This window comes from Neisseria sp. SLRRB23 (assembly GCF_050896295.1).
Taxonomy (GTDB): domain Bacteria; phylum Pseudomonadota; class Gammaproteobacteria; order Burkholderiales; family Neisseriaceae; genus Neisseria.
The window spans coordinates 1-369 of record NZ_JBPBFH010000122.1; the positions used below are offsets into that span (position 1 = coordinate 1).

At 61.2% G+C, this 369-nt stretch carries 1 pseudogene; it reads right to left on the reverse strand.

Annotated features, from left to right (window positions below):
* Nucleotides 1-133: 133 nt before the first annotated feature.
* Nucleotides 134-259 (reverse strand): annotated as a pseudogene (locus ACRPFF_RS11405) (DNA ligase); the annotation flags it as partial.
* Nucleotides 260-369 lie beyond the last annotated feature (110 nt).

A 369-nucleotide genomic window follows, 5' to 3' on the forward strand; every position in this document is an offset into this window, starting at 1 on the left:
CGCCGAACAAGGCGATGACGTGGCGCGGCTCCCAGAGTGGGGCGGGCGGCAGACCGGGGGCGCCAACGAGGGCGGGTTCGGTTTCGGGACCGGCAGAGGCAGCGGCGATGCCGGCGGAGAGTGCGCCGTGTTCCATGCCATCGCCGCCCTGCGCTTCGATTTGTTTTAAAAAGTCCATCGCGTGCCGCCGGTCGCGCACTTTGATTTGCGGGATGATGGTAATCGGCGCGTTCGGATGCGTTTTCAGCCACTGCGTTGCGCAAACAGCGTCAGGCTATAGAAATCGATGAAGAAGGACAAGTCAGCGGTCAAACCACACCGAGTAAAGACCTGTCTCTTATACACATCTCCGAGCCCACGAGACTCGAC